Here is a 23,180-nt window from a genome sequence, read left to right on the forward strand (position 1 = left end):
CCGGCGGCGTCGGTGACCACGACGGCGTCGCCGCCGATCACGGGCAGGCCCTTGTAGGTGCGCTCGTAGGCGACGTAGAACATGTCGCCGGCGCCGGGGGTGACTCTGAGGCGGCTGTAGGCCTCGTCGGGGCCTCTGCTGAGGTTGTCGAGCTGGCTGGAGACCGCCCGGTCGGCGACCGCCGCGGCGACCGCTGCGGCGACCGCTGCGGGGTCTGCCGCCGCTGATGCGGTGGCGCCGAGGTCTTGTCCGGGGGTGACTCCGGGCGGGGCGGCGCTGACGGGAGACGCGGGGAGCGTCAGGGTCGCGGCCGTGGCCAGGCCGGCGACCGCCGCGAGTAAGGCTTTGCGTTTCACGCTGTGGTGCTCCTTTCGGCAGGCTCCCTTCGGGCCGTTGCCGCCTTTGGGCGTGCGCGGGTCACCACGCGGTCAGGGGTCTCCTGGGTCGCGGGAGGTGAAAGGGGGCATGGGGGGGTGATAAAGGGTGACGGAAACAGCAAGCGAACCGTTTCGCCTTGTGCCGCCAGACGCTAAGCGCTCGTTGACTGCTCGAAAATACGTATGTTCATCGGTAGGTATACCGACATTTCTGTTACCGCTGGTCACACCCATCCACATGCAAGAATCGGCCGTCAGGCCGGACAATCGGGCAGGGAAAGTCCGGCATTCCGGGCCCACTGAAGGGCGAATCGGCCGGCGGCGACCGACTCGGCGACGCCCGATAGGGGCGGCGGCGTCACCGCCATTCGGCGGGACCGGAACCTGCGTCGGCGCATCCGCCCGCGTCCCCGTGACCCCCGTCTCACCGGCACCGGACGGAAACGTCACGCCCAGGATGCATTCGGCACGGCCCGGGTGTTCAGTGCGGTTCCGGGGCGAGACAGCTGCCGCTCTCATGGACCTGGTCCTGCGGCGGCGGCTCGACGGGCACGTCGTTGCCCCAGTCGGTGAAGTCGATCTCGGTCACGCTGCTCCTGGGCACGCCCTCCCCGGCCGAGGGGTCGGCCGTGACGAGACGGACCCGGCGGGGAAGCCGGTCCGGCCCGACCCACAACTGCCACGAGACCCGTGCCGAGCGGTACCGCTCCCGCAGCACTTCCGCCTTGCCGGCGGGAACGTCCCTCCGGTCGGCTCGCTGACGTTCTTCAGGTCTTCGGGGACGTCGGTCCGGTGGAAGGTCGTGGTCAGATCGGAGGCGGCCGTACCGAGGCGCAGGATCCCGGTGGTCCGGCTCTCGCTGTACTCACCGATGCCGACCGGCACGATGAGGTCCTCCGCCGCCCAAGGCGCGTCAGAGAAGGCGGGAACGGCGAGGCAACCTGATCGCGCCGGCACCGCGTCAGTACGTGTGTGCCAGACAGGAAGCTCTTTGACGACTTCGTGGCCTCGCGGTCCGACCGGTTGCTGCGGACGGCGTACCTGCTGACCCGCGACTGGGGAACGGCCGAGGACCTGCTCCAGGAGTGCCTGGCCAAGGCGTGGTTCGCCTGGTCGCGCATCGAGGAGCCCGAGGCGTACGTGCGACGGGTCCTCGTGACGACCTGCACCTCGTGGTGGCGGCGCCGATGGCGCGGCGAGGTGCCGAGCGGCACGCTGCCCGACGAGGGGACGCCCGATGCCGAGCGGTCCGGACGGGAGGAGCTGTGGGAGGCGGTGGGAAGGCTGCCCGCCAGACAGCGCGCGGTGATCGTGCTGCGGTTCTACGAGGACCTGTCGGTGCAGGAGGTGGCCAGGATCCTGGGCTGCCATGACGGCACGGTCAAGAGCCAGACCGCCAAGGCGCTGGCCAAGCTGCGCGTGGACGAGTCGATCGTGAAGGAGTGCCGATGAGCGTGCAGGACCTGCGTGAGATGTTGCGGGAGCGGGCGCAGGGCCCCGCGCCCGCGATCCCGGACCGCCACGAGCTCGTCCGCCGCCGGGTGCGGCGTATCCGGCGGCGCAGGGTCCTGGCGTCCGCAGCCGCGACGGTGGCCGCGACGGTGGCCGCGGGCGCGGCCGTGCTCTCCCTGCTGCCCGGGGGCGCCGTGCCGCGGCACGAGCCCGCGACCTCGGCCTCCGCCGTCGCGCCCGCCCGGGAGCTGCCGGAACGCTTCACCGCCCGCGACGGCACCGGCTACCGGCGGCTGGCGACGGCGACGGTCAGGACGGACGGCGCGCGCAAGACGTCGGTCACGATCCCGGTCACCGGCAGGCCGCTGGACGTGGCCGCGCTGTGCGACGGCTCGTTCGGCGCCACGGCGCCGAGGATCTCCGTGCCGGGCCGCGCCGCCGGCGCCTCCCCGTCCTTCTCCCCCTGCCCGAAGGGCATGGAGCTGGTCCCGCTGCTGGTGCCCGCGGGGGCCGGCCAGGTCACGGTGACGTTCGACACGACCACCAGGGGCGGGGGGTGTACGCGTGCGGAGAAGGGGGCGCCGTGCGTGACCCCGGAGCCCGTCGAGGCGGTCTGGAGCCTGGCCGTCTACGAATGGACGCCTCCCGCGCGGCCGGTCGATCCCCAACCTCTCAGAGCCTTCCCCGAGCGGCTGGCGAGCTGGGAGCTGGCCGGCGCGACGCGGGACCGGATCTGGCCGCAGGACGGGACGGCCACGGTCACGGTCCGGGGCGACGGCCGCAGGATGGGCGTCGAGGCGCTCTGCGCCGGTGACCTGGCCAGGCGGATGTGGTTCACGTACCGGATCGAGGGCGGCGACGAGGGGACGGTCACCTGCGGCCAGTGGACGAGCGGCCCGTACCCGATGGCGATGACCGAGCTGGCCGTGCCGGAGGGCAGGCGGGTCACCGTCACCGTCCGGGCGGGCATCTGGGGCGAGGACGCCAACCGCCCGGTCCGCTGGGCCATGGCCGTCTACCGCAAGCGCTCCTGATCGCCGCCCCCGGGTCGGCGGCCGGCCGTCGTCGCCGATGCAGCCTCCCGGCCCGATGACGACGGCTCCTCTGCCCCCCAGGTCACCCCGAGGACTGCGACGGGCCCAGATCGTTGAAGAAGCACGCGTCGGAGATCTCGGTCAGGTGCCCGAGCTTGTCCTTCGTCACCGCCTGCCGGTACGTGTCGACGTCGTCGGCGCGAAGCGCCTTGAGCGCCTTCCCGGCGGTGTCGATGTCGTTCTGGAGCGCGGCCTTGAGCGCCGGGCGAACCGCCTTGGCCAGGTTGGCCTGCTGCAGATCGAGGATCTCGTTGAGGAGGTTCTCGGTCGGCGGCAGCGGCACCGTTCCGCTGACCGGGACCTGCGTCCACTTCTCCATGACGCCGGTCTGGTTCTCACACCCCGGCGGCATCCCCTGGCCTTTCGTGCCGGGCTGCTCGGCGGCGGACGCCGTCCGCTCCGCCGCCCCGGACGAGCCCGCCTGCGGGGTCTGACCGCCCTCTCCCGAGGTGGCCACGACGACGGCGACCGCGGCGATCGCCACGGCGAGCCCGGCGCCGCCCGCGATGAGCAGTTTGCGGTTCCGCGGCCCGCGCGGCTGGTCGGGCAAGGCGGGCGCCTGCTCCTGCAACGTGGGCGGCGGCGGAGGCGGGACGTTCTCGGTGCGCGCCGATGGGCCGGCCGGAGCGGAACCGGTGTCCGGGAAGGGCTGCCGCGGCGGCACGGAGCGGGGGCCGGCCGGGGGCGGAGGGGTGTCCGGCACGCGAGGCTGCCCGAGGGCGTCGATCATCGCCAGGGCCTCGGCGGCGGTGGGACGGTTGGCCGGGGTCTTGTCCAGCAGGCGGGTGATCAGCGTCCCGAGGCCGCCGGCGTCGCGGGGCACGGGCGGCTCCCCCAGCAGCACCGCGGTGAGCGTCTCCGTCGGGGTGTCCCGGTGGAACGGGGACACCCCCTCCAGCGCCTGGTACAGCGTCACCCCGAGCGAGTACAGGTCGCCGGCGCCGCCGCCGTCCACGCCGTTGAACCGTTCCGGCGCGATGTACTCCAGCGAGCCCATCAGCCCGCCGCTCCCGGTGAGGGCGGTGTCGCCCTGTTGCACGGCGATGCCGAAGTCGGTGAGCAGCACGCGGCCGTCCCGGGCGATCAGCACGTTTGCCGGTTTCACGTCCCGGTGCACGATGCCGGAGGCGTGCGCCGTGCCCAGGGCGTCCAGCAGGCCCCTGGCGGCCGACGTGACGGCGCCGGGCGGCAGGGGGCCGTCCCGGGCGATCAGTTCGGCGAGGGTGCCGCCGTCGACCAGTTCCATGACGATCCACGGCGCCTGGTCCTCGATCACCACGTCGTGGACGGTGACGATGTGCGGGTGCGAGCGCAGCCGGGCGGCGTTGCGCGCCTCCCGCTCGGCGCGGCGCAGCCGCTGCGCGTGCTCCTCGTCGGAGGTGGCCGACGGGAGCCGGACCTCCTTCACCGCCACGGACACGTCGAGCGACTCGTCGTGCGCCTTCCAGACCCGTCCGAAGCCTCCGCCGCCCAGGACGGACTCCAGCCGGTACCGTCCGCCGATCACACGCCCTGGTTGTGTCTGCGCGGCCACCATGCTCCCTCGTCGGTGATCAAGTTGTGGCAGCCTATCCATGCGTGCTCGGGCGTATCTGCCGAATGTCCAGACTCGTGATCCGTTCGCCCGCCGCCGGAGCGGGCGACGCGCCCGTCACCCGTCCCGCTCGGCCGCTGGCTATCCTGTGGCAGGTCGAGCCGGGCACGGCTCCCCCACCACGAGCCCACCGGAAGGCGACGACCGACCGTGACAGCCCCTCTGCGCCGGAGCGCCTGGCCGGCCACGACGGTGGCGGCGCACGCGGTCCCGGCGCTCCTGACGGTGATCATCCTGGTGGGCGCCTGGTATCTGGGCGCGGCCTGGTGGCAGGTCCTGGCCGCGGCGGGCGCCGCCGTCCTGCTCCACGCGGGGGCGGGGGTGGCCGCCGGGCGGCCGTGGGCGGGGTACGCGATCGGCGCGCTGGCCATGCTCGTCCTGGTGCTGACGCCCTCCCCGGGATGGTCGCTGCACCTGCTGCCCTCGGCGGTGTGCTTCCCCTTCGCGTTGTGGCGCCTGACCGGCCTGGTCCCGGTCAGGTCCTCGGTGACGGCGTTGGCGGTCGCGGCGTTCGGGATCGTCCTGAGCGAGGTGGTGGGGTGGGCGCGGCTGCCCGCCGGCCCGCTGTGGGCCCGCCTGGCCGAGGGCGGGCCGCTGATGCTCGTGGTCGGCGGGGTGTGGCTCGCGGCCCTGCTGGTCCGGCGCAGGCGGGAGGCCGCCCGACGGGCCGAGGGCGAACGGCTGGCCGCGGCGCTCGCCGGCGAACGGGCCGGCATCCGACGCGACCTGCACGACGTGATCGCCCACACGGTCACCGTCATGGTCGCCCGGATCGAGGCCGCGGCGGTGACGACGGCGGATGCGGCGACCCGGCGCGAACTCGGCGACATCGCCGAGACCGGCCGGGACGCCCACCAGGGTCTGCGCGCGATGCTGGCCACCCTGGGCCCGTCCGCCGTGGGCCCGTCCGCCGTGGGCGCGGCGTCGCGCGCCGGGTCCCGGCCCGGCCGGGTGCCGATCTCGCTCGACGTGCTGCCCGACCTGGTGGCCTCGGCGGCGAGCCCGCTGCACGCGGTGACGCTGGCCGAGGCGGGCGAGCGGCGGCCGCTGAGCCTCAGCGCCGAGGTCGCGGCGGTGCGGACCGTGCAGGAGGGCATCACCAACGCGCTGCGCCACCTGGAACCGCCGGTTGCGGTGAGCGTCAGCCTGCGCTGGAGCCCGGCCGAGATGGTGGTGGAGGTCCGCGACGACGGCGGCAGCGCGCTTCGCGGCGCCCGCGGCCAGGGGACCGGCTTGATGGGCATCGAGGAACGGGTGCGCACCGCGGGCGGCACGCTGTCGATCGACGACGGGGACGACGGATGGGTGCTGCGGGCGCGGCTCCCCACGAAGGAGGGGGCATGAACGCGATCCGGGTCATGCTCGTCGACGATCAGGAGCTGCTGCGGGCCTCGCTGCGCACGGTCCTGTCGGCCGACGAACGCATCGAGGTCACCCACGACGTCGCCGACGGCGGCCAGGCGGTCGAGGTCGTCCGGCGGCACCGCCTCGACGTGGTGCTGATGGACATCCGCATGCCGCGCCTGGACGGCGTCGCCGCCACGGCGGAGATCGTGCGGATCGCTCCGGCGACCCGGGTGCTCATGCTGACGACGTTCGACGACGACGAGCTGGTCGTGGCGGCCGTCCGGGCCGGCGCCAGCGGCTACCTGACCAAGGACGTCCGGCCCGCCGCGCTGGCCCAGGCGGTGTGCGACGTCGCGTCCGGCACGGCGGCGCTGGCCCCGGGGGTGGCCGCGACGATCCTGGGCCTGCTGCGGCAGACGCCGATGCGCAGGACGGCGGCCCTGGACGGCCTCACCCCGCGCGAGGTCGAGATCTTCGGCCTGCTGGCCCGCGGCAGGTCCAACGCCGAGATCCGCGCGGAGCTGGTGCTGAGCGAGAACACGGTGAAGTCGCACGTCCGGGCCGTCCTGCAGAAGCTGGGCCTGCGCGACCGCGTGCACGCGGTGATCCACGCCTACGAGAACGGGCTCGTGGGCCGCGACGATCTGCCCGGCTGAGATCCCGCCCCGATGGTCTTCTCCCCCGCCACCTGCGGGGATGACCGCGCCGGCGGCCGGGCGGGCGCGGCGTCAGGGCCGGTATCCGATGTGGTCCAGCAGAGCCCGCAACCGGCGCTCGATCTGTGCGGCGGTCACGTCGTCGGCGTGCTGGAGCAGGACGGATCCGATCGAGCCGGCCAGGATGTCCTGGACGATGCCCGGGTCGGTGCCCGCCGGAAGGTGACCGGCCTCGACGGCCTGCCGGGCGACCTGGGCCACGGCGTCCAGGCGTGGCCGCAGGTAGCGCTCGGTGTAGGCGGCCACGAGCTTCGGGTAGTCGACCGAGGCGCCGATGACGCGGGCCATCAGCGCGCGGAAGCGGGGACGGCTGAGCAGCTCGGCGACGGAGCGGACCAGTTCGTCGATCGACCGCCCGGCCGGGGCGGCGTCGATGTCGGGGGCGCGGGCGTGCTCCAGGGCGGCCATCAGGAGGTCCTCCTTGGCCCGCCAGCGCCGGTAGACGGTCAGTTTCGCCACGCCGGCGCGCTGGGCGACCGCTTCCATGCTGGTGCCCGCCGCGCCGCGTTCGATCAGCAGGTCCAGCGCCGCCTCCAGGATGGCGGCGTCGTTTCCCGGATCGCGGGGACGGCCGTGGCGTTCTACGCCGGCCACAGCACCTGGTTCAGCCATGTGGTCAGTCTGTCGGGTGCCGGATGGTGACGCCAACCGATGTGCCCGTCGGGGCGGATCAGCGTCACGTCGGGCGAGCCGGGCTCCACCGGCGTGAGCGCGAGGACCAGGTCGGCGCCCAGTCGCGCCGCGGCGGCCTCGGCGTGGCGGGCGGCGACGTGCCGATCGTCGGCGAGCACGACCCAGCGTCCGCGGATGGCGGCGTGCAGGGTGGTGCCGCTGCCGTCCGGACGCCGGCAGGCGAGGTCGGGCATCCGGTCGCCGGGACGCAGTCCGGGCGACCACCGGTGCTCGGCGGCGGCCAGCGGTCCTCCCCGGTAGCTGACGCCGAGCTGGGAGGCGGCCAGCCACAGCCGGCGCTGCACGGCGGGCAGCCGCACGACCGGCAGGACGACGTGGTCGCGCAGCAGACGTTTCCAGGGGGCGTTCGGCAGCATGATGCCCACGGCGGTGCTGGTGGCGCGCAGGACCTTGCGGGCCAGCGGCCGGCGTTCGCCTTCGTAGGTGTCGAGCAGCCGCCGGCCGGCGCGGCCCCGGGCGACCAGCACCAGCTTCCAGGCCAGGTTCTCGGCGTCGCCGAGCCCGGTGTTCTGTCCCTGGCCGCCGGTGGGGCTCTGGATGTGCGCCGCGTCGCCGGCCAGGAGGATCCGGCCGCGCCGGTAGGCGTCGGCCAGCCGCCGGTGGATGCGGAACTCCGAGGCCCAGCGGATGTCGGTGACCGTGTCGAGGCCGATCCCGCTGCGGCGGGAGAACTCGCTCAGCACCCGGTCGCCGATCTCGCGTTCGGACAGCTGGTCCGGCAGCTGCGACGGCGGTTCGGTGAACACCCGCCAGGTGTCGTCGGGCAGCGCGGTGACCGACAGCATGTGACCGGCCTCCATCCAGGTCGTGCTGCCGTTCCCGTCCAGCGGCCACCGGGCCCGCACGTCGACCATCAGCAGGCGTTCGAGGAGTTTGCGGCCGGGGAAGCCGATGCCGGCGAGCCCGCGTACGGTGCTGTGCGCGCCGTCACAGCCGATCAGCCAGTGGGTCCGGATCGGGCGCTCGGCGCCGCCGGCCGGGCGGACGGTGGCGGTGACGCCGGCGTCGTCCTGCCGGGCCGCGACCAGGCGGGTGTCCCACTCCACCTGGCCGCCCAGTTCGGCCAGACGTCGCCGCAGCGTGCCCTCGACCTCGGCCTGCGAGATCAGCAGCGCCTGCTTCGGCTGGTCGGCGACGGCCTGGCCGACGTGGAGGCGCAGCACGGTGCGCCTGCCCTCGTTGTAGGACATGGTGAGCGAGGACCGGGAGCGCTGGGGCAGGTCGCCGAGCGCGCCGATGCGTTCCAGGACCTCCATGCCGCGTGGTTGCAGGCCGAGGGCGCGGGAGGTGGTGGCGGGGGCGGGGGCGGCGTCGATGACGCGGACGGGGATGTCGTGCAGGGCCAGGTGGACGGCCAGGGCCAGCCCGGTGGGGCCGGCGCCCGCGATGAGCACGGTGTCAGTCACTTAGTAAACGATACGGTACCGATTACTAAGTCGTGGTGGGCTCGGTCGGCGTCCGCGCTCGGTGATCCAGCCCTCACCATGGCACGGGCGTACCGTCCCAGGACAGGAACTGCCCGGAGGGCCCGTCGTCGGCCAGCAGCGCCAGCCGTACCGCGCCCGCCGCGGCCTCGGCGGGATCGCCGCCGCCCGCCGCCGTGGCGTTGAGGTCGGTGCGGCGCAGGCCCGGCGCCAGCGCGTTCACCTTGACGCCGTCGCCGGCCAGGGCGTGGGCGTAGAACACGGTCAGCGCGTTCAGCGCGGACTTGGACGAGCGGTAGGCGGCGTAGGCGCCCTGGTGCGGGAACTGCGGCCCGGTGGCCCAGGTCAGCGAGCCCGTACCGGAGGAGATGTTCACGATCCGGGGGTGCGCGGAGCGGCGCAGCGCCGGCAGGAAGGCGTTGGTGACCGCGACGACCCCGAAGACGTTGGTCTCGTAGATGCGGCGGAAGGTGGCGATATCCTCCAGATCGGGCGTTCTGTCCTCGCCGGAGATGCCGGCGTTGTTGACCAGGATGTCCAGCGTGTCCACCTGGCTCGCGGCGTCGGCGATGCTCGCGGGGTCCGTCACGTCGAGGACGAGCGGGCGGGCGCCGCCGCCGATCTCCTCCACGGCGCGCTCACCGCGCGCGGCGTCGCGCGAGCCGAGGTAAACGGTGAGACCCGCGCCCGCGAGCAGGCGCGCGATCTCCTTGCCGATGCCCTTGTTGGCGCCGGTGACCAGTGCGATCGAGTTGTCCATGCCATCGAGGGTGCCCGCGGGCGGGCCGGTCGATCCAGGCACAATCGATACCAGGGAGGTACAGAATGGCAAGAGGCGAACTGGCCCGGTTCCTGCGCGACCGCCGGGAGGCACTGCGCCCCGACGGCGTCGGCCTGCCCGCCGGACCCCGTCGCCGCACGCCGGGCCTGCGCCGCGAGGAGGTCGCCGACCTGGCCGGCATGTCGGTCGACTACTACGTACGGCTGGAGCAGGCCCGCGGGCCACGCCCGTCGCCGCGCATCCTGGAGTCCCTGGCCGGCGCGCTGCGGCTCGCGCCCGCCGAGCGGACACACCTGTTCCGCCTGGCCGGCGTGACCCCGCAGCCGCCCGCCGCACCGCCGCGCACGGTCCGTCCGTACGTGGCCGGCCTGTTGCACCGCCTCCCGCAGACCGGCGTCGTCGTCACCGCGGCCACCTACGACGTGATCGCCTGGAACCCGCTCGCGGAAGCACTGCTCGGCAACCTCCGTGACCGGCCCAACCTGGCCCGGCGGCGCTTCCTGCTCCGCGAGGAGGTGCTGACCACGGGCCACGAGGAGTTCGGCGAGTACGCGGTGGCCCGATTGCGCGCCGCCGCCGACCGCTACCCTCGCGACCGCGCCCTGGCCGCCCTGCTGGCCGAGCTCAGGGCGGGCAGCGCCGAGTTCGACCAGATCTGGGCCACCAATCCGGTACGCGCCCCCGGCCACCGTACGAAGACCATGATCCACCCCGAACTCGGCCCGCTGCGCATCAACTGCGACGTCCTCCCCATCCCGGACGACGACCAGCAGGTCGTCTTCATGACCGCCGACCCGGACACCCCGACCGCCCGCGCCCTGCGCCACCTGTCCGCCCTGCTCCCGGCCTGAGGTCACCGTGCACGCTCCGGGCTCCAGGAAGCTGACACCACGTACACGCGGGCGCGTTGAGCTTGGTCAGTGCGTACGGCGGCGGGTTTGACGTGGCGGCATGGCGGTGCGGGGGTTCTCGTGGCGGGTCCTGCCCATTCTGAGCCGCAGCGGGATCTCGGCGTCGCCAGCGGCGCTGCGGCGCAGCCCGCCGCGGCGCCGCTGCGGGCCCGACTCCCGTTGAGCCCGGCGGCCGGTGCCCGGCCCTCGTCACGGGCGCCGGCCAGGGGCTCGACTACGGAAGGTCGCCCGCCTCGTCGACGATGCCGACGGACACCCGGGCCCTGGAGGTGATCACCTCACCCTCGGGCAACCCGCTGTAGTACGGGTCGGGCGACGTGGCCCCGCCGACGTAGACGCGGCGCGCCCCGAGCAGGTCGAAGGTGGTCGGGTCGATGATGACCTCCTGACGGACCCCGTCGTCGTCGCGGGTGTAGATCGCCACGCCCTGCCGGCCCAGCAGATCGCGCACCGTCTCCACGCCGACGTCGTCCAGCCGGGACAGGACGGTGTAGAGGGCGGCCCGCAGGCGAGCCGCCGGAGCGCCCTCCTCCAGGATGCTCAGGATCTGACGGGACACCGCCCGCGCCGGCGGCAGAGCGATCTCGCTGGTGTCCTTCTTCAGGCGTTCGGCCAGGGCGGACGGCTCCAGCGGCAGCGAGCGCAGGTAGGCGGGGTCGAACCGCAGACGGGGGTCCGCCCCGCCCCGGCGCCGTTCGATCGTCTTGCTGCCTTCGGTCCGCATCGCCCGTTCCTGGCCGTCGCCCCGCGTCCATCTCTCGACGGTCTCCCGCGACTCTGTCCGGCCTGCGCCCCCGGGTGGCGTGGCGGCTTTGGCCGTCAGCTTGGGCGAGGTGTAGGTGTCCCATTTGACGTAGAGCCACTGGTCGGCTCGCGGGTAGACGTCGGGCTGCCCGGCGGCCGCCGCCGTCGCGTGCTCGGCCAGGGTCTGCGCGTTCGCCACCGGCAGCCACGCCGGGGGGCCGGTGGTCTCCGTCCCCCGTCCGTCCGTGGCGAGGCTCTGCACCACCGTGACGCCCGCCGCGATCGTGACGCCGAACGCGCCCACCGCGGCCACCCGCAGCACCATACGCCGGACCCGGCGGGCCGGCGGCTCCGGAGCCAGCGCGGCCAGCATCCGCCGCCGGGCGTCACGCAGATCGCCTGCCTCGCTCTGCCGCACCTCCGAGCGCAGGTCGCGGACCATGTCCAGATCGTTCATCAGACCTCCTCGATCACGTCAGTGGGGTTGCTGCCGCCCAGGGCGTGGGCGATCTTGCGGCGGGCGCGCGATAGCCGGGATCGCACGGTGCCGATGGGCACGTTCAGCGCCTGCGCCGTCTCCTCGTAGCTGAGGTCGCCCCAGGAGACCAGCAGCAGGACGTCGCGCTCGCCCTTGCCCAGCGCGGCCAGGGCGGCCGCGAGCGGTCGGCGGGTCTCCGAGGCGGAGACGCGGGCGACCACCCGCTCGTCGAAGGCCACCGCCACGGGGTCCTCCCCGGTGCGGGCGAGTGCCCGGTATCCGCGCGTCTCGGCCCTTCGATGGGTGCCGATGATGTTCGTGGCGATGCCGTACAGCCAGGGCAGGGCGTCCTGGCGGTCCAGGGCGTACTTGTGGCGCTTCTCGAACGCTCTGGTGAACGTCTCGGCCACCACGTCCTCGGCCTGATCGGGCCCGAGCCGCCGGACGACGTAACGATGCAGGACGGCGGCATGCCGCTCGAACAGCTCGGCGAAACGCTCCGGCTCGGCCAGCGACGCCTCGATGACCGCCGAGTCCTGCGCGGGCACTTCGAGGACGGTTTCGAGGACGGTTTCGACGGCTGTTCCGAGGACTGTGGGGACCTTCGGCTGGACCGGTGCCGGGACGTCCGCCCGGAGCGGCGCTCGCGCGTCCGCCGGAGGACCTGCCAGGACGGGTTCATCGTGTGGAAGGGATGTCACGACGGTACTTATCCGCATGCGGGAGAAAGGTTCCATGCGAGGTTTTGGTCCCCTCCCCCGGGCCGCCTTCGGGCGCGGCCCCCGGAGGAGGTTACTGCCGGCGGTGGATCAGGTCGCCGCCCAGCCGGGTGAGCCGGTGGATGACCATGTTGGCGTGCCGGGTGCTGGTGATGAGCCCGGCCCGTTGCAGGACCTGGGCGTGCGCGCCGGCCGACGACGATGGGCGGCAGGCTGGGGTCGGCCATCGCGACCTGGCGCGCTCACGTCCCAGGGTGTCCTCCATGGCGGTACGGCGCGAGCCGAAGGCGACCTGGCAGTACCGCTCGCTCAGCCGGGCCAGGCCGCGGATGGAGCGCCGGTCGCCGCGGGCCAGGTCGTCCAGCGTCGCGGGCACGTACGGACGCAACCGTTCAACCTCGTGCCGCACCCGCGCCGACGAGGTGTCGGCCAGGACGTCCAGGCCCTGCCGGAACCCGCTCAGCAGGACACGGGGCAGCGCCGCTTCGGGCTGATTTGTGCGAACTATCACATTGATCACGAGTCGCGTGTAGCAGAAGTGAGCCGGTGGTACTCAAGATCACAACACTGGGCAATCGAAGGGATCTTCGTGCGAGCACGCAAGCTGGCGATCCTCCTGGCCGCCGCGGCCCTGACCGCCACCACGACCCTGGCGGCGACCGCCGGCCCGGCCGCCGCGGCCGGACCCTGCGGCAGCGGCTACACCCGGGTCGGCGTCTACAACATCGGCATCGAGAAGTACGGCTACCGCACCGGCATCCTGGAGGTGTACTACAGCTCCGCCACCGGCAAGAACTGCGCACTCACCTACGGCGACGGCCCCTACGCCAACACCACGAGCTGGAAGGGCGTCGTGATCTCCAGGGGCGACGGCAGCGGCAAGGACAGCGACGCCGGAAACTACCAGTACTACGCCGGCCCCGTGTACGTCTCGGCGGCCGGGCAGTGCATCGACGTCGAGGGCATCTCGCCGTCGTGGACGAGCGTCAAGCTCAACAACGTGCACTGCGGCTGAGACCAGCCTGACCGGCGGGCCCGCCTCGTTGAGCGGCGCCCCGCGGACGGCGCCCGGTTGACCCGCCACCACTCCCGCCAAGCACGCCACCGGTCCGTTGAAGGACGGCGAGGGCGTGCCCCCAGCAGGGGGTTCGAGAAGAGCCCGCACCCCAGAATCGAGGGCACTGGCGTGCACCATGGGCTCTGACGGCTCAGTGCGTCATCACCGATGTCCGCGTCGATGACGCACTGAGCACCGCACCACACATAGACGCGGCTCATGGCTCCAGTCGTTGATCGGCCGGCCCGGGAGCTTGGGAGCCTCCATAAACGCGCAACTCAGGCATATTCGGGCATCAAGCTTGAAAGCACGCCTCCCGCCTGATGCCGCGATCGAAGGGTTATCTCCAGAGAGACCCACCATCGATTCCCCTTCAGGAAGGGAGCCGGGAGCGGGGATCCTGGATAGCATGATGAGACTTTCATGGTCGAGGCTGGAGCGATGATACGACGCCCGCGAGTACCGAAGCCCCGGCGGGTCCGGGATGCTTCTACACGAAAGCCAACCAAGCCGGGCAAGGCCAACCGGAAAGAGAAGAAGTCGGGTACGAGCTTTTGGGGAATAGCGGGAGGCATTGCAGCCGCCGTAGTGGGCGCAATACTGATCGGCTGGCTGACAAAGTTCGGAATCATCCCAAAAACCGATGAAAAGACAGCCACTCCCACCCCCACACAAAGGCCGGCTCAGGTACCGACTCCACAGAAAACAGCATCCGCCCCGTTCACGGTTTCCGTAGGCAACCTGGCCGCCGACTGCACCGATTGGATCGCGCACCGCACTCCCGTCGAGCTACGCCACGTCCCCATTGAAAGCGTACGCGAATGGGTGACAGCGAACGCGGGAGGCATTTCAAACAATCCCATTGAGTTCACGATACAAGGGACGTCGGCGGCGGCAGTAACCTTGCTGGACATGCGCGCCAAGGTCACTCTGCGCAAGCCTCTTCCACCTGCGAGCGCAATCGTGCAGATGGAATGCAACGGCGGACCTCCCGCATTCCGCTGGATGACCCTGAATCTGGACAGGCAGCCGCCGAAGTTGACGGCGGAGGTGCCCACCGAAAAGGCCGTGCTCGACTTCTTCAACACGAAGGAGATCACACCCATCAGATTTCCCTACAAGGTGTCCGTCAGCAAGCCGGAGAGCTTCATGTTGATGCCGCAAACGCTTGACTGCGACTGCCTGTGGGAGATCTACGTCGACTGGACATCGGAAGGGAAGCGCGGCTCGCTGAAGATTGACAACAACGGAAAGCCGTTCCGTACCATCGCGGACAGGGGCGTCAGGTGGCGATGTTCCGTCTACGGGCAATGGAATTGCCAGGAATTCACGCCTACCACGAAGCCTTGATCCAGATTCCTTGTGACCGATGAACAAGGCGGTCCGTGGCGGTAGGACGCCATTGCAGGCCCCCCTTGCCCCCGTGCTTCCTACTCGAAGAAGCGGACCCCTGGACCTGGGCCGGCCATTCCAGGTCGACGACATCCGCCAGTTCGTCGCAAGTGGCGATCGTGTGCCCTCGTCGCCTGCTTCACGGATATGGGCGGGGATGTCGTTGCCGGAGGATTCTGCCTCCCTGACCTTGATCAGCCTGGCGGGCTGCCCTCGTCGCGTCGGCCGCACGGCGAGTCAGTCCAGCGGTGTCCCGCCCACGGCCGCGAGCAACAGGACGGGGAACTCCGGATCGGCCTGACCGACGGCGAGCGCGACCCATCGGTCCGCGTCCGGCCGGCGCCAGACGAGCATCGTGCTGGTGAGCGGGCCGAGCTCGTCCAGCGGCGGGACGGGCGCTGCGGCCTCGCCTTCCGCGTACGGCCACAGATCGACCTCCCGAGGGGAACCCCAGCGCGTCGTCAGGACGGTCGCCAGCTCCTGGAGGGCGGCGTCGATCTCCGCCTGGGCCGCCTCGACGACCTCCTCGCCACGGTCGTCCCAGAAGTCACGGCTGGCCATCACATAGCACACGTGGTGGTGCGGCCCGCTGGAACGGTATCCCTCCCACGCCTCCCGGGACGCGCCCTCCCGTTCCGTCGTCTCCGGGAAGGGGCGGGCCAGAAGGGCGTCCACGACGGCGAGCCGATCACGCAGAGCCATCCCATGAGGATAGAGGCGACCGCGACCCGTGAGCTCACGCGCTCCGGCGGAGTTCACTTGTAGTACTGCACCCAGTACTCGACCGTGTGCTTCTTGTCGAGGGAGAAGGTCGCCCAGTACTGCGAGTGGCCGGCGTTGCTGATGCGGACGATGCCGTACTTGCCGTTGCAGCGCCACCTGCCGGACTTGGCGACCTTCTCGCCACCGCCCCAGCGGCGCAGGAACCACAGGTCGACCTTGATCCCCGTGTCGTTGCCCCAGCAGCGGGCCTTGACCTGCATCACGCGCACGCCCGAGGGCCGCTTCCACTCCGCGGTCGAGAAATATCCCTTGTACGGGCCCAGCGCCTCGTGCCGCAGGGTGTGCCAGCTCGCCAGGGCGGTCCTGGCCTCGGCGGTGCTCGCCTGGGACGTGACCTGGCTGCGCGCGGCCGGCGCGGCGACGGCGGGAGCGGCCGTCAGCACGGCCAGGCTGGAGACGGTGGCCGCGAGGGCGAGGGCGGTTCTCGTGGGACGCATCAGCGCCTGCCTTTCGAGGTCGAATCAGGTGTTCTGCTCGAACGCGAAGGTATGACCGCAGGTGTTGAGAATGCGTTGAGCGCACGTTGAACCGGCTCGCGACGATCATCCGGCCAGGCGGCGTCGCCGTCAGCCGGCGTGCGGGGAGCCGTTCAGGAGGGCCTGGCCGAGCGGCGTCAGGGTGTGCAGGACCGAGCTGCCCGTACGGACGGTCGAGACGAGCCCGGCGTTGCGCAGGACCGTGGTGTGCTGGCTGGCCGAGCCGAGGGAGACACCGACGCGTTCGGCCACGACCGTGGTGGTGGCCGGGCTGCGCAACGTGGCCAGCACCGCCGCACGGGTACGGCCCAGCAGAGGCACCAGCACGTCGTCCGCGCCGGCGGAGCGGCCCGTGGCGCAGATCGGGTACACCAGCACCGTGGGCGCGTCCGGCCGGTCCATCACCATCGGGCGGGGCGCGAAGTAGGACGGGATCAGCAGCAGCCCCTGCCCGCGCAGCGCGATGTCGTGATCGCCGTCGACCGGGATGTGCAGGGTCGGCGGCCGCCAACGGCACCCGGGGTGCAGCGTGGCCAGCAGGGCGTCCACCCCGCCGCGCAGCAGGGTCTCCGAGCGCAGGGCCCGGTCGGCGCCGGCCTCCGCCTGGATCTGCGACCACAAGGGCTCCACCGACGAGCCGAAGAAGCTGCGCAGGTCGTCGGCGAGGGTCTGGCGCGCCCCGCGGCTGCCGCCGGCCAGTTCCCGCGCCCAGCGCCCCGCCCGCTGGGCGGGCGACAAAGCGCCCAGGTCGACCTCCAGGTAGGAGCTCGGCGTGCGACTGGCCAGCTCGACGCCGGCGGCGAAGTCACCGGCGTCCGGCTGGAGCAGGAACGCCGGCACCGAACTCCGCGGCGGGACCAGAGGGGCCAGCACCCCGGCCCGCTCGGCCAGGCTTCCTCCCACCTGCCGCAACAGCCGGCGCACTGCGGGCCGCGTCCAGCTCCTGCTCGTCGGCGCGCCGAGCAGGAGGCGCACACTCAGCACCGTCTCCCACAAGGCGTTGGGGGCCGGGGCGAACGTGATCTTGCGCAGGTCGGCGTCGGAGAAGTGCACACGGATCATGACGATGGATTCTCACCGAGCCGGCTCCCTCCAGCCAAGGAGACCGCCTCCCCGGCGGGCGCGTTGTCGTCAGATCGGGCCGTCCGGGTAGGGACTCGGCCGGCCTGTACGCACAGCACGAAAGGAGAGCAGTGCTCTTGACCTGGAGCACGTATCTGCGAGAGCATTGCTCTCATAACGGAGCAACGCCCCGCAGTCGAAGGCGTCGCCCCAACCCGAACCCCCTGGGGAAACACATGAAGCTCGCACCGCACCTGCACCGCCTCGGCAACGACGTCGTGGCCTGCTACCTCGTCGACACCGACGAAGGGATCACCCTCATCGACGCGGGACTCCCCGGCCACTGGCAGGACCTGCAAGCCGAACTCCGCACCCTGGGCAAAACCGCCGACGACATCCGCGGACTCGTCCTGACCCACGGCGACTCCGACCACATCGGCTTCGCCGAACGCCTGCGCAGCGAACACGGCGTCCCCGTCTTCGTGCACGCCGGCGACGCCGACCGCACCCGCACCGGAGACAAGCCCAAAACCGCACTCGGCCCCATGCGCCTCGGCCCGACCCTCGGCTTCTTCGCCTACTCCCTGCGCAAGAACGGCCTGCGCACCCGCTACGTCCGCGAAGTCACCGAGATCGCCGACGGCGACGTCCTGGACCTGCCCGGCAAGCCGATGATCGTCGGCATGCCGGGACACTCACCGGGCAGCGTCGCGGTCCACGTACCCCTCGCCGACGCGATCTTCGTCGGCGACGCGCTGACCACCCGCCACGTCCTCACCGGACGCGAAGGCCCCCAACCCGCCCCCTTCACCGACGACCCCGCCACCGCCCTGTCCTCCCTCGACCGGCTCGCCGGACTGTCCGCCTCCTGGGTGCTCCCCGGCCACGGCGCCCCCTGGCGCACCTCACCAGCCCAGGTGAGCCAAGCCGTCAGAAAGAGCTGACAGCGGCCGCCCGCGACCGGGCCTCGGCAGCCCAATGCGGGGCGTTCCACCGCTCCGCGACGACGGCGGCCCGGGCGAAGTGAGCGGCGGCCCCAGGACGGCCCAGGAAGACAGCCAGCTCACCAAGGGTGTGAGCCACCGGGCGCAGCGCCATCGACAGACTCTCCGCACCCGCCGGAGGACCGTCACGGTGCACGAGCAGCACCTCGTAGACCTCCTCGGCGGCATCCCGGTCACCCAAGGCCACGACGGCCATCGCGCGCAACGAGGTGAGGAACGTGAAGAAGAAATCCCGACGAATCGGGCCAGGCGGCGTGCGAACCTCCCGGGCCTCGGCATCCAACCCATTGGCGTGCAACGCCAGCGCCAGCAGATCCGACGTCATGGAACCCAGCACGGCGTGCAGCGCACGCACCTCCTCCAGATGCCCACCCAGCGTGCCCTCGTTCAGCCAGATCGTGGCCAACGCCAGCTGAACAAAACCCGTCGCGTGCACCGACCCGATCCGCCGCATCCCCTCCCCCGCCTCCACAAAAAGAGCCTCGGCATCGGCGAACCGGCCCTCGATGAGCGCCAGACCCGCCAACGTGATCTCCGCGACGGCGATCGCCTCACGCATCCGATACGCGCGCGCAAGCTCCAGAGCCTCCCCGATCACCCGACGCATCGTCACAGGATCATTGGCCGCAGCGGCGACACCGGCATGATTGAGCAGCCCCGAGACACGATAAACCGGCAGGTCGTGCTCGACCCCGATCTCCACCAGCTCCCGGCACAGCCCCGCATCACCCAGAACCTCAGCCAGGATCTCCAAAGCCGCCGCCCGCAACCGGGGTTCCGTGGCCAGATCGAGCGCCTCCCGCGCCGCCTCCACCACCGACGGATCATCCTCGCCGACCAACTCCTGCGCATACGCCGACAACAGCCGCGACCGCACCGAAGGAACCAGCTCACCCTTCAACAACCGACTCAGGCGATCGACCACAGGCCGATCCACCGTGCCGTACGTACGAGCTTGCCACGGCGTCGGCTCCGTCCACGCCGTGAACGCCGCGATCATCAGATCCTCGCGCCCCAAGGACTCCGCGTACTCCACAGCCGCACGCCGCGTCTCACGCGCCGCAGCCACGGCCCCCGCCCGGATCTGCGCCCGCAACAACCTGCCCAGCAACTCCACGCGTTCCTCCGGCCCAGCCGCATGAGCCACCGCGTCGGCCAGGAGACCGGCCGCCACATCATGGGCGTAACGCGCCTCGGCAAGCTCGGCCGCCCGCACACAGTAGCCCACAGCCTTCGGCGACCCCGCCCGCGCGAAATGATGGGCCAGCGCCGCGACGTCATCGCTCCCCTCAAGAGCGGCGCCGATCCGGGCATGCATCCGGGTGGCACGCAACCTGCTCAGATCGGCGAGCAGCGTGTCCCTCACCAGGGCGTGCACGAAACGAACCAGGCCAGGGCGCGGCTCGTCCAGGAGCCCGGCGATGACACCCGCGTCCAGCGCATCCAACACCCCGTCCTCATCGACGTCAGCGGCCTTGACCAGGACGTCCACCGAACTCTCCCGGCCCGCCACCGCGGCCAGCCGCAAAACCGACACCCCACCCTCCGGCAGACGCGCGAGCCGACGACGCAGCACGTCCCGAACCCCTTCGGGCACCTCCGACAACGCCACCAGCGCACCCTCACCGCTCAGCAACCGGGCACTCTCCCGCACATAGAACGGATTGCCACCGGTACGCTCCGCGATCCCCGCGACCGTCTCGTCATCGGCCTCGCACTCAGCCCGCACCAGCCGCGCCACGGCCTCCTCGTCCAACCCCGGCAACGCCACCCGCACAGGCGCCACCCGCGCCAGAGAAGCCAACGTCTCACCCAGACGCCCACCCTCGTCCGCACGGTACGCCACCACCACCAAGATCGGCGCCCGCAACCCCAGACAACCACCAAGCAGCTCCAGCGTGGCGGCATCCGCCCCATGCAGGTCATCCAGCACAACCGCGACCGGACGCTCCGAGGCGACCTCCGCAAGCCACCGCCACACGGCCCGCCGCAGACGGAACCGTCCAGCAGTGGCGTCAACCTCCACCGGCCCCGCATCAGCCAGCAACGGCGCCAGATCGCGCGCGAACTCACCCGCAGACGCGGACGCGGCAACAGCACCCAGCACCTCGGTCCACGCCCACGCGGGCGGCGCACCCTCAACCTCCGGACAGCGGCCGACGGCCACCAGCCACCCCTCACGTTCCAGCCGCCGGCCGAAATGATCCAGCAACGTCGACTTGCCGAGCCCCGCCTCACCGGTGACACACGCGACCCGGACACCATCGGTCACGGCCTCCGCAGCCGCCGAGACCAGCGCCGACAGCTGCGCCTCACGCCCGACGAACGACGCCCCGACCACCGAACCCGTTCCCCCAGGAGCGGGCACCGACGGGAGCGGCGCTGCCGGCGAAACCGGCGAAACCGGCGAAGGCACAGTCGCACGCAGAACCTCCATGCGCCGGTTGAGAATCGCCTCCTCCAACGCCACCAGCTCAGGACCGGGATCAAGCCCCAACTCCTCCGCCAGAATGCCGCGAGCACGGCGCAGCGTCGCCAGCGCGTCCGCCTGACGGCCGCTGCTCCACAACGCCAACGCGTGCAACCGCCAGCCCTCCTCACGAAGCGGCTCCTCACGAGTGAGCCGCTCGGCCTCGGCCACCACCACAGCGGGATCACCCACACGCAGACCCGCCGCCACATGCAGCTCCGCGGCCACCGAACGCAGCTCGTTCAACCGCGCCGTCTCGGCCGCCGCCCACGGCTCGTCCGCCACCTCGGCGAACGCCGGCCCCAGCCACAACCCCAGCGCCTCACCGAGCAGAGCCCGCGCGACGCCCGCGTCACCATCCGCACGCGCCCGATCCAGCAACCCCTCGAACCGCCAAGCGTCCACCGCCTCCGACGGCAACCGCAACGCATAACCCGGCGCCGCACTCACCAGCAACCGAGCCGGCGAACGCGGCGGACGCCCAGGCTCCAGCAACCGCCGCAGATTCGACACGTACGCCTGCAACGACAACAACGCCCGAGCAGGCGGCTCCCCACCCCACAGATCCTCGATCAGCCGATCGACCGACACCACCTGACCGCGCGCCGCCACCAGCAACGCCAGCACACCCCGCTGCCGCGGCCCGCCCAAGGGAACCGGCTCGCCGCCGACCTGAGCCGCGAGAGCGCCCAGAACCCGGATGAAAACCATGATCTGCACATCGTATGCGGACGTTCCGAATGACCTCCAAATCCCTTCCCAATACCCAGGGGCAGGCTGAACCGGCCAAGCAACGCGCCCAGGACACGCTCGTCACGACCACCGGACTACTGATCTCCGCGAAACCCGACAGACCGCGCGGGCCCGGGACCCGTACAACGTGTTCCGGGCGAACTAGCTCGAACGCGTTTCCGGTTGATGAGTACGGGCGAAGCCCGTGCCTTTGTCAGGGGTGGGATTTTTGCACCGACCCACCGCCTTTACAATGTAGATCACATCCGGCATGGCCTGGGCAGGGGCTCGTTACACGTGCGACGGCCACAGTTTTCCCGCCCGCCGGTCGTGATCGAGTGACTCCTCCGCCCAGTTGATCGCGCGCATGCTTCTGATCACGACCACCCCATCCCGGACGGACAGGAGAACGCCATGCCAAGAACACCCGGCATGGCGCGCACCGACGTCACGGCCACGGACGTGCGGCTCCTCGCGGCGCCCATCGACGCCTGGCCCGGCACGATCACCTTCACCGGCACGCGTCAGGACGCCTGCCTGCTGTCCGGTCTGCGGCTGATAGACGGGCTGATCACGATCGACCGGTGCACGGTGACCAAGCAGACCGTCATGGTGCGCAGCACCGGCTCGGCGATCCGCAACAGCACGCTCACCGGCGGGAGCCTCACGGTCAGCGCGACCGACCGGGGCACCTTCACCCGCAACGTCTTCGACGCCTTCCCCATGGGCCTGTCGAACGACAGCCGCCGCAACCTCGTGCAGGCCAACGTCTTCAGGAACTCGGCCACAGCGGGGCTCGGCGCCGCGGAGACCTTCCTGCCGCAGGACGCGAACATCATCGAGGACAACGCGTTCACCGGCAACGACGTCGGCCTGTCCGCCAGCTCCATGCTGCGGCACATCATCGTGCGCAGGAACGTCTTCAGCGGCAACAAGACCGTCGGCATCCTCGTGGACAACCCGTGGGGGCCTGACCGGGCCGGCCCGGACCCCGTCTCCGACAACGTGTTCGTTCGCAACGGCCTCCACCCCAGCGGCCTGGTCGACGCCCAGGGGCACACGGTCCAGGGCGGCATCCACCTGAGCTCCCGCGCGACTCTGAGCCCGCCGGTCACCTTGCGGAACAACGTCGGCAGCGGCAACGCCGGCCACCTCATCTGGGCGCCCCCGGGCACGGTCGCCGACGGCGGCGGCAACCAGGGCCCCTGTGGCCCCACCCCCAACCCCGACCTGACCTGCTGGTGAGACCACCGGCCCGGTAGCCCAGGGCCGACCGAGGTCACCAGCGAGCGCGCCCGGGTCAGGTCCGGCGCCTGTTCTCCTGCGCGTGACCGACGCCGGGGTGGGGCCGTCGGCGCGGGGGCGTGCCGCCGTACTCCGGGTGGTGCTCGAAGTGCCACCACTCGTTGTCGAACATGCGGTAGAGGTCGTAGCGGGCGCCGTGCTCCTCCAGCCAGCGTGCGCCTTCGTGCGGACGTACGTCCAGGGCGATGCCCTTGACGTGGTTGGACTCCGTCGGCGGCAGGACGAGCATGCGCGCCAGGGCCGGGGAGCCGGTGCGGCGCACCTCTTCCTCGAACATCCGGAGCTGCACGAGCGGATCGCGGTATCCCGAGGTGAGGCCGAGGAGCTGGCCGTGGCGCCACAGCGCCTCGGTGCGCGCCGCGGTGAACGCCGCCAGGGCGTCGTCGGTGAGCCCGGTCAGGTCCTCGGCGGGGAACCGCATCCGTAACGCCCACTGGCAGGCCAGCTCGCGGGCCCGGCCCGGGTGGCGGACGAGCGCCGCGGGCACTAGGAGCACGGCGAGCACCAGCGTCACCACGGCGAACAGCCGATCTCGGGGCCGAGCTGGGATGGTGCGTGGTTCGTTCATG

Annotated in this window: 22 protein-coding genes and 1 pseudogene; 9 read left to right on the top strand and 14 right to left on the bottom strand. The window is 71.7% G+C overall.

All coding sequences use genetic code 11. The features are described 5' to 3' along the window. Nucleotides 1-356, bottom strand: a pseudogene (locus tag ABT158_RS44005) (hypothetical protein); the annotation flags it as partial. A 502-nt stretch (nt 357-858) separates the two neighbouring features. Then, a complete protein-coding gene (locus tag ABT158_RS44010) occupies nt 859-1,095 on the bottom strand; it encodes a hypothetical protein (RefSeq protein WP_352364178.1) in 237 nt (78 codons plus the stop codon). A gap of 254 nt (nt 1,096-1,349) precedes the next feature. Here ABT158_RS44010 and ABT158_RS44015 point away from each other — a divergent pair, with 254 nt between their 5' ends. Further along, nucleotides 1,350-1,829 (top strand): SigE family RNA polymerase sigma factor, encoded by a 480-nt coding sequence (locus ABT158_RS44015; protein WP_352364180.1) that lies wholly within the window; start codon nt 1,350-1,352, stop codon nt 1,827-1,829. Then, nucleotides 1,826-2,863, top strand: a complete 1,038-nt coding sequence (locus ABT158_RS44020) for a hypothetical protein (RefSeq protein WP_352364182.1) — start codon at nt 1,826-1,828, stop codon at nt 2,861-2,863. Before ABT158_RS44015 ends, ABT158_RS44020 begins: the two co-directional genes overlap by 4 nt. 82 nt (nt 2,864-2,945) lie before the next feature. Here the strand turns inward: ABT158_RS44020 and ABT158_RS44025 are convergent, their stop codons facing one another. Then, nucleotides 2,946-4,430, bottom strand: coding sequence for a serine/threonine-protein kinase (locus ABT158_RS44025; RefSeq protein ID WP_352364184.1), 1,485 nt, complete (start codon nt 4,428-4,430; stop codon nt 2,946-2,948). Nucleotides 4,431-4,667: 237 nt separating this feature from the next. On the opposite strand from ABT158_RS44025, the gene ABT158_RS44030 reads away from it, so the two are divergent. After that, a complete protein-coding gene (locus ABT158_RS44030; protein ID WP_352364186.1) occupies nt 4,668-5,861 on the top strand; it encodes a sensor histidine kinase in 1,194 nt (397 codons plus the stop codon). After that, on the top strand, nt 5,858-6,520 hold the full coding sequence (locus tag ABT158_RS44035; RefSeq protein WP_352364187.1) for a response regulator: 663 nt from the start codon (nt 5,858-5,860) through the stop codon (nt 6,518-6,520). The genes ABT158_RS44030 and ABT158_RS44035 overlap by 4 nt, the downstream gene beginning before the upstream one ends. Before the next feature lie 72 nt (nt 6,521-6,592). Here ABT158_RS44035 and ABT158_RS44040 read toward each other — a convergent pair whose 3' ends face one another. The 3 genes from ABT158_RS44040 to ABT158_RS44050 all read right to left on the bottom strand — a co-directional run bounded on the left by ABT158_RS44040 (nt 6,593) and on the right by ABT158_RS44050 (nt 9,457). Next, nucleotides 6,593-7,192: a TetR/AcrR family transcriptional regulator gene (locus ABT158_RS44040; RefSeq protein WP_352364189.1), complete on the bottom strand. Its 600-nt coding sequence runs from the start codon at nt 7,190-7,192 to the stop codon at nt 6,593-6,595. After that, a complete protein-coding gene (locus ABT158_RS44045; RefSeq protein ID WP_352364191.1) occupies nt 7,162-8,679 on the bottom strand; it encodes an FAD-dependent monooxygenase in 1,518 nt (505 codons plus the stop codon). The genes ABT158_RS44040 and ABT158_RS44045 overlap by 31 nt, the downstream gene beginning before the upstream one ends. A 73-nt stretch (nt 8,680-8,752) precedes the next feature. Then, a complete protein-coding gene (locus ABT158_RS44050; protein WP_352364193.1) occupies nt 8,753-9,457 on the bottom strand; it encodes an SDR family oxidoreductase in 705 nt (234 codons plus the stop codon). Nucleotides 9,458-9,522: 65 nt separating this feature from the next. Between ABT158_RS44050 and ABT158_RS44055 the strand changes: the two genes are divergently transcribed. Then, entirely contained in the window at nt 9,523-10,329 is an 807-nt protein-coding gene (locus ABT158_RS44055) for a helix-turn-helix transcriptional regulator (protein WP_352364195.1), read from the top strand. Between the two features lie 274 nt (nt 10,330-10,603). On the opposite strand, the gene ABT158_RS44060 is transcribed toward ABT158_RS44055, so the two are convergent. The 3 genes from ABT158_RS44060 to ABT158_RS44070 all read right to left on the bottom strand — a co-directional run bounded on the left by ABT158_RS44060 (nt 10,604) and on the right by ABT158_RS44070 (nt 12,850). Continuing rightward, a complete protein-coding gene (locus ABT158_RS44060) occupies nt 10,604-11,590 on the bottom strand; it encodes a CU044_5270 family protein (RefSeq protein WP_352364197.1) in 987 nt (328 codons plus the stop codon). Beyond that, the gene (locus ABT158_RS44065) at nt 11,590-12,159 is read right to left on the bottom strand and encodes an RNA polymerase sigma factor (protein ID WP_352364199.1); all 570 of its coding nucleotides are present in this window, start codon (nt 12,157-12,159) and stop codon (nt 11,590-11,592) included. Before ABT158_RS44065 ends, ABT158_RS44060 begins: the two co-directional genes overlap by 1 nt. Nucleotides 12,160-12,403: 244 nt before the next feature. Then, a complete protein-coding gene (locus ABT158_RS44070; RefSeq protein ID WP_352364201.1) occupies nt 12,404-12,850 on the bottom strand; it encodes an SPRY domain-containing protein in 447 nt (148 codons plus the stop codon). Nucleotides 12,851-12,919: 69 nt separating this feature from the next. Between ABT158_RS44070 and ABT158_RS44075 the strand changes: the two genes are divergently transcribed. Continuing rightward, complete coding sequence (locus ABT158_RS44075) at nt 12,920-13,345, top strand: spore-associated protein A (protein ID WP_352364203.1); 426 nt, start codon at nt 12,920-12,922, stop codon at nt 13,343-13,345. A gap of 465 nt (nt 13,346-13,810) precedes the next feature. Continuing rightward, nucleotides 13,811-14,737: a hypothetical protein gene (locus ABT158_RS44080; protein ID WP_352364205.1), complete on the top strand. Its 927-nt coding sequence runs from the start codon at nt 13,811-13,813 to the stop codon at nt 14,735-14,737. A gap of 279 nt (nt 14,738-15,016) precedes the next feature. On the opposite strand, the gene ABT158_RS44085 is transcribed toward ABT158_RS44080, so the two are convergent. The 3 genes from ABT158_RS44085 to ABT158_RS44095 form a co-directional block, all read right to left on the bottom strand. Further along, nucleotides 15,017-15,481, bottom strand: a complete 465-nt coding sequence (locus ABT158_RS44085; RefSeq protein WP_352364207.1) for a hypothetical protein — start codon at nt 15,479-15,481, stop codon at nt 15,017-15,019. A gap of 53 nt (nt 15,482-15,534) precedes the next feature. After that, nucleotides 15,535-15,999 carry a hypothetical protein gene (locus tag ABT158_RS44090; RefSeq protein WP_352364209.1) on the bottom strand — a complete coding sequence of 155 codons (465 nt, stop codon included), beginning with the start codon at nt 15,997-15,999 and terminating at the stop codon, nt 15,535-15,537. A 129-nt stretch (nt 16,000-16,128) separates the two neighbouring features. After that, nucleotides 16,129-17,100 (bottom strand): ArsR/SmtB family transcription factor, encoded by a 972-nt coding sequence (locus tag ABT158_RS44095; RefSeq protein WP_352364211.1) that lies wholly within the window; start codon nt 17,098-17,100, stop codon nt 16,129-16,131. Nucleotides 17,101-17,336: 236 nt separating this feature from the next. On the opposite strand from ABT158_RS44095, the gene ABT158_RS44100 reads away from it, so the two are divergent. After that, a complete protein-coding gene (locus tag ABT158_RS44100; protein WP_352364213.1) occupies nt 17,337-18,044 on the top strand; it encodes an MBL fold metallo-hydrolase in 708 nt (235 codons plus the stop codon). Here the strand turns inward: ABT158_RS44100 and ABT158_RS44105 are convergent. Beyond that, the gene (locus ABT158_RS44105; RefSeq protein ID WP_352364215.1) at nt 18,031-21,285 is read right to left on the bottom strand and encodes an ATP-binding protein; all 3,255 of its coding nucleotides are present in this window, start codon (nt 21,283-21,285) and stop codon (nt 18,031-18,033) included. The two genes, ABT158_RS44100 and ABT158_RS44105, sit on opposite strands and share 14 nt — an antisense overlap. Nucleotides 21,286-21,720: 435 nt before the next feature. Between ABT158_RS44105 and ABT158_RS44110 the strand changes: the two genes are divergently transcribed. Then, nucleotides 21,721-22,551, top strand: coding sequence for a right-handed parallel beta-helix repeat-containing protein (locus ABT158_RS44110; protein ID WP_352364217.1), 831 nt, complete (start codon nt 21,721-21,723; stop codon nt 22,549-22,551). A 55-nt stretch (nt 22,552-22,606) separates the two neighbouring features. Here ABT158_RS44110 and vanY-N read toward each other — a convergent pair whose 3' ends face one another. After that, nucleotides 22,607-23,179 (bottom strand): D,D-peptidase/D,D-carboxypeptidase VanY-N, encoded by a 573-nt coding sequence (gene vanY-N / locus ABT158_RS44115; protein ID WP_352364219.1) that lies wholly within the window; start codon nt 23,177-23,179, stop codon nt 22,607-22,609. Nucleotide 23,180 lies beyond the last annotated feature (1 nt).

Origin of the sequence: Nonomuraea sp. NPDC001636, assembly GCF_040298265.1 — a bacterium.
Taxonomy (GTDB): Bacteria; Actinomycetota; Actinomycetes; order Streptosporangiales; family Streptosporangiaceae; genus Nonomuraea.